Below are 5,213 nucleotides of genomic sequence, written 5' to 3' on the forward strand. Positions count from 1 at the left end.
GCCCGCGGCCCCGCCGCGCTGCTCGCCGCCGACCCCGGCGCCGCGGAGCGGGCCGGATGGACCGCCCGGCTGGGCTGGGCCACCGTCCTCGGCGCCCTCGCGCTGGCCTCCGCCACCGGGCTGATGGCGGTCTCCGGCTGGCTGATCTCCCGCGCCTCCGAACAGCCGCCGCTGCTCTACCTGATGATGGCGGTGACCGCGACCCGCGCCTTCGGCATCGGCCGGGCGGTCTTCCGCTACTGCGAGCGGCTGCTCTCCCACGACGCGGTGCTGCGCATCCTGGCCGACCTGCGGGTGGCCGTCTACCGCCGGCTGGAGCGGCTCGCCCCCGCCGGGCTGCGGCGGGTGCGCCGGGGCGACCTGCTGGCCCGGGTCGTCGGCGACGTCGACGCCCAGCAGGACCACTACCTGCGGTGGCTGCTCCCCGCGACCGCCGCGGGCATCGCCTCCGCACTGGCCGTCGCCTTCACCCTCTGGCTGCTCCCCGCCGCGGGCATCGCGCTCGCGGTCGGGCTGCTGGCGGCGGGTGTCGCCGTCCCGGCGATGACCGCGCTGGTGGCGCGCCGCACCGAGCAGCGGCTCGCCCCCGCCCGCGGCCGGCTCGCCACCCGCACCGTGGACGTGCTGACGGGGACCGCCGAGCTGTCCGTCGCCGGCGCCCTGCCGGGACGGCTCGCCGCCACCGCCGACGCCGACCGGGAGCTGACCGCCCTCGCCGCGCGCTCCGCCGCCGGCAACGCGCTCACCTCGGGGCTGATCACCTGGATCACCGGGCTGACCGTTACCGCCGCCGCCTGGCTGGGCGTCGCGGCCGTCCACGACGGCGCCCTCACCGGGGTGTGGCTCGCCACCGTGGTGCTGCTGCCGCTCGCGGCGTTCGAGGCCGTGGCGGCGCTGCCGCAGGCGGTCCGCCACCGGCAGCGGTCCGCACGCGCAGCCGACCGGCTGCGGGAGGTGCTCCAGGCGCCCGAGCCGGTGGTCGAACCCGCCGAACCCGCCGAGCCGCCGGCCGGCCCGCTGCCGCTGCGGCTGACCGGGCTCACCGTCACCCACCCCGGCGCCGACCGCCCCGCGCTGCGCGGGGTGGAACTGGAGCTGACGCAGGGGCGCCGCGTCGCCGTCGTGGGCGCCTCCGGCGCCGGGAAGACCACCCTCGCGCTGACGCTGCTCCGGCTGCTGGACCCGGCCGCCGGCCGCTACACGCTGGCCGGTACCGACGCCACCACCCTCGACGGCGACGACGTGCGCCGCATGGTCGGGCTCTGCGCCCAGGACGCGCACGTCTTCGACAGCACCCTCCGGGAGAACCTGCGGCTCGCGGCGACCGACGCCGACGACGACCGGCTGTGGGCGGCGCTGGACCGCGCCCGGCTCGGGGACTGGGCCCGCGCGCTCCCCGAGGGGCTGGACACCCCGGTGGGGGAGGAGGGCGGCAGGCTCTCCGGCGGCCAGCGGCAGCGGCTGGCGCTGGCTCGGGCGCTGCTCGCCGACTTCCCGGTGCTGGTGCTCGACGAGCCCGCCGAGCACCTCGACGCGCCCACGGCGGACGCGCTCACCGCCGACCTGCTCGCCGCCACCGAGGGCCGTACCACCGTGCTGATCACCCACCGGCTCACCGGCCTGGAGACGGTCGACGAGGTGCTGGTGCTCGACGCGGGGCTGCTGGTGCAGCGCGGGCGGTACGCGGAGCTGGCGACGGTACCCGGCCCGTTCCGGCGGCTGCTCCGCGCGGCGGAGGGCGATCTCGCACCGGCGCCGCCCGCCGCCGCGCGGGTACCGGCCGACGCGTAGGGCGCGCGGCCCGGCGGTGGCGCGCGGCAGCCCTGGGCGGCCGGGTGCCCGCAGGCGGCCCGGGGCTGCCGCGCGCGTCGGACGGCCCCGGGCGGCCGGACCCACCGGTCCCGGGCCCACGGGGGCACGGTTTCCGGGCCACGGGTTCCCGGGCGCACGGGGGGCACCGGGTCGGCCGGACCCACCGCTTGGACCGCCCAGCAGTCACAAAACGGGCCAATCGCCTAGGCTCGCCCTATGGCGGCTGAGGGCTCATCGCGGAACGGCGGCTCGACCGACCTGGCGCAGCGGCTCCCCCTGCTGCTCGACGCCATGGTCGCGATCGGCGGCGACGTGGAGCTGCCCATGCTGCTCGACCGGGTCGTCGCCGCCGCGGCGGATCTCACCGGCGCGCCGTTCGCCGCCCTCGCCGCCGTCAACGACGAGGGCGGTGTCGGAGAGTTCGTCACCCGCGGCGTCAGCGACGAGGTGCGGGCGCTGATCGGCCGACTCCCCGGCTCGCGCGGCCTGATCAGGTCGCTGCTGGAGTCCCGCACCCCGCTGCTGCTGACCGACATGACCCGCGACCCGCGGTTCTCCGGCTTCCCGCCCGACCACCCGCCGCTGCGCTCCCTGCTGGGCGTACCGGTCCGCGTCCACGACGCGGGGTACGGCGCCCTCTACCTGGCCGACACCCGCGACGCCGCCTTCACCCGCGAGGACCTCCAGCTGGTGCAGATCCTCGCCACCGAGGCCGGCATCGCCATCGGCAACGCCCGGCTCTACGAAGCCGTCCGGGAACGCGCCCGCTGGATGGACGGCACCGCGGAGCTCTCCACCTCGCTGCTCTCGGGGGACGTGGACGACGCCCTCGCCGTCGTCGCCGAACAGGCCCGCCGGCTCGCGGACTCCGACGCCGCGATGGTGCTGGTGCCCAGCAGCGGCGGCGGGATGGAGGTGGTCGCCGCCTGCGCCGACGACACCACCGGCCTGATGGGTACCCAGATCGCGCCGGGCAGCGCGCTGCTCGGCCAACTCCTGGCAGGAGAACCGGTGTTCTTCGAGGACGTCGCCACCGACCCCCGCATCAACGACCCCAGCTCCGCACGGTTCGGACCCAGCATGGTGCTGCCGCTGGCCAACAACGGCCGTGCACTGGGGGCGTTGGCGCTGCCGCGTGCCCGCGGTGCGCGCCAGTTCTCCATCGCCGAGCGGGCGATGGCCAACCAGTTCGCGCAGCAGGCGGCGGTGGCACTGATGTTGAGCGAGGCCCGCGACGACCGGCAGCAGCTGGCCGTCTACGAGGACCGCGACCGCATCGCCCGCGATCTCCACGACCTGGTCATCCAGCGGCTGTTCGCCACCGGCATGCTGCTCGACACGGCGCAGCGCGCCGCTCAACTACCCGACGTGCACAGCCGCATCGGCAAGGCGGTCGACGAACTCGACGCGACCATCCAGGAGATCCGCACCGCGATCTTCGCGCTCCAGCAGGGGCCGGAGGAGGCCCCCTCAGGGCTGCGCACCCGGGTGCTGCGCGAGACGGGCACGGTCGCGCTGACCCTCGGCTTCCAGCCCTCGGTCACCTTCAACGGGCCGGTGGACAACCGGGTCGGGGAGGCCGCGGCGAAGAACCTCATCGCGGCGCTCCGCGAGGCGCTCTCCAACGCGGCCCGGCACTCCGGCGCCGGCCGGGTCGAGGTCGCCGTGGACGCCACGGCCGTCCGTCCCGACGGTACGGACGCGGTGCGACTGACCGTCGCGGACGACGGCGTCGGGCTGCCGGAGGGCGAGGAGCGCCGCTCCGGGTTGCGCAACATCGGCCAGCGGGCGCGCAGCCTGGGCGGCACGGTGGAGTTCGGCCCCGGTTCGGACGGCCGCGGCACCACGGTGGTCTGGGAGGTGCCGCTGTGAGCGGCCGGGCCCGCGCGGCGCCGGTGGGACGTGCGGAGCCGGCTGGGCCCCTCCGGCGCCGCACCCGCTGACCGGACCCGAGGGCCCCATCCCCGCCGGCCGGCCCCGGCTCGACCGGCCGACGCATGCTCGATCGGCCGACGCAGGGCCGAGGCACGGCCGGATCGGCCGAGGTGCCCGCTCGGCAGCGGCCGGTCCGGCGGCACCGGCCCCATCCGCGCCGTGCTTCCGCCGCCGGAGAACGCGGCAGATGGCCGAAGCCGGCGGCGCGCGCCCGTTGCGGAGCGCCGGAAAGGCCCTAGGGTGCGCGCCATGAAGCGCACTGTGGTGATCAGCGGCGGTGGCACGGGTATCGGACGGGCCGCCGCCTGGGCCTTCGCACGAGACGGCGACCGGTTGGTGCTGGTGGGGCGGCGGGCGGACGTGCTGCGGCGCGCCGCGGCCGACCTCCCGGACGCCGTCGCGCACCCCGCCGACCTGACCGAACCCGCCGACGTGCGGTCCGTCGCCGACATGGTGCGGGACCGGTTCGGCACGGTCGACGTACTGCTGCACTGTGCCGGCGGAACCCCCTCCCGGCAGGCTGGGGGCGCCCCCGGTACCCGTGCGAGCGACGGTACGTTTTCGGCCACCACCGGCCGGTCGGGCGGCGACCCCTCCGATGTGGGAGGCGACGGGGCGGCCGGGGAGGCGGAGGAGGACCCGCTGGCGGTGCTCGCGCGGGGGTGGACCGCCGACTTCCGCGCCAACACCCTGAGCGCGGTGCTGCTCACCGAGGCGCTGGCCGACCGGCTCGCCTCGCCGGGCGGCAGGGTGCTGTTCGTCAGCTCGATCGCGGCCTACCGCGGCTCCGGCGTCGCCTCCTACGGCGCGGCGAAGGCGGCGCTGCACCCCTACGCCCACGCGCTGGCGCGGCGCCTCGGCCCCCGGGGCGTCACGGTCAACACCGTCGCGCCGGGGATCGTCGGCGACACCGACTTCTTCGGCGAGGACGGCATGACGGAGGAGAACTGGCGCGCTCGGATCGACGAGACGCTCAACGGCCGTGCCGGCACGCCGGGGGATGTCGCCTCGACGCTCCACTGGCTGGCCTCGCCGGCGGCCGGGCATGTGACCTCTCAGATCGTTCAGGTCAACGGCGGCGCACAGCGCGGAAGTTGAGCCCGCAGCGGCGGGGTGCCGCCCGGGCGCTGCGACGGGGCCGCAGGGGCGGAGGAGACACCTGACCGCTATCGGGGCAGGTGGGGGTGCCGGGGCAGGTGGTGCGGGTGGTGCGTCCGGAACCCGCCGCAGGATCTTGACATGGCGGGTGCCGGTCCTAAGTTTCGGAGCAACTCCCTCCGCACCCCCCACGACCGGTGCCCGCCCAGGGCGCAGGTCACGAAGGAGAACCGCATGTCGCGCTCCGCGCTCCCCACTTCCGCGCAGACGCCGGACCCCGCCGCCCCCGCCGGCGGCTCCCACGCCCGCCGGCCCCGCAGGCTGCGGCTGGTCGCCGCGGCCTCCGCGGTGGCCCTGCTGGCCGGCGG

Annotated in this window: 3 protein-coding genes; all 3 read left to right on the top strand. The window is 77.0% G+C overall.

The window, feature by feature from the left end; translation table 11 throughout:
- Positions 1 to 1,791, top strand: a 1,791-nt coding sequence (gene cydC / locus HCN56_RS23235) for a thiol reductant ABC exporter subunit CydC (RefSeq protein WP_167974260.1), incomplete at its 5' end; no start/stop codon positions are given.
- 237 nt (positions 1,792 to 2,028) lie between these two features.
- Positions 2,029 to 3,684 (top strand): sensor histidine kinase, encoded by a 1,656-nt coding sequence (locus HCN56_RS23240; protein ID WP_167974262.1) that lies wholly within the window; start codon positions 2,029 to 2,031, stop codon positions 3,682 to 3,684.
- Between the two features lie 312 nt (positions 3,685 to 3,996).
- Entirely contained in the window at positions 3,997 to 4,845 is an 849-nt protein-coding gene (locus HCN56_RS23245) for an SDR family NAD(P)-dependent oxidoreductase (protein WP_167974264.1), read from the top strand.
- Positions 4,846 to 5,213 lie beyond the last annotated feature (368 nt).

Origin of the sequence: Streptomyces lonarensis (assembly GCF_012033735.1) — a bacterium.
Classification (GTDB): Bacteria; Actinomycetota; Actinomycetes; order Streptomycetales; family Streptomycetaceae; genus Streptomyces; species Streptomyces lonarensis.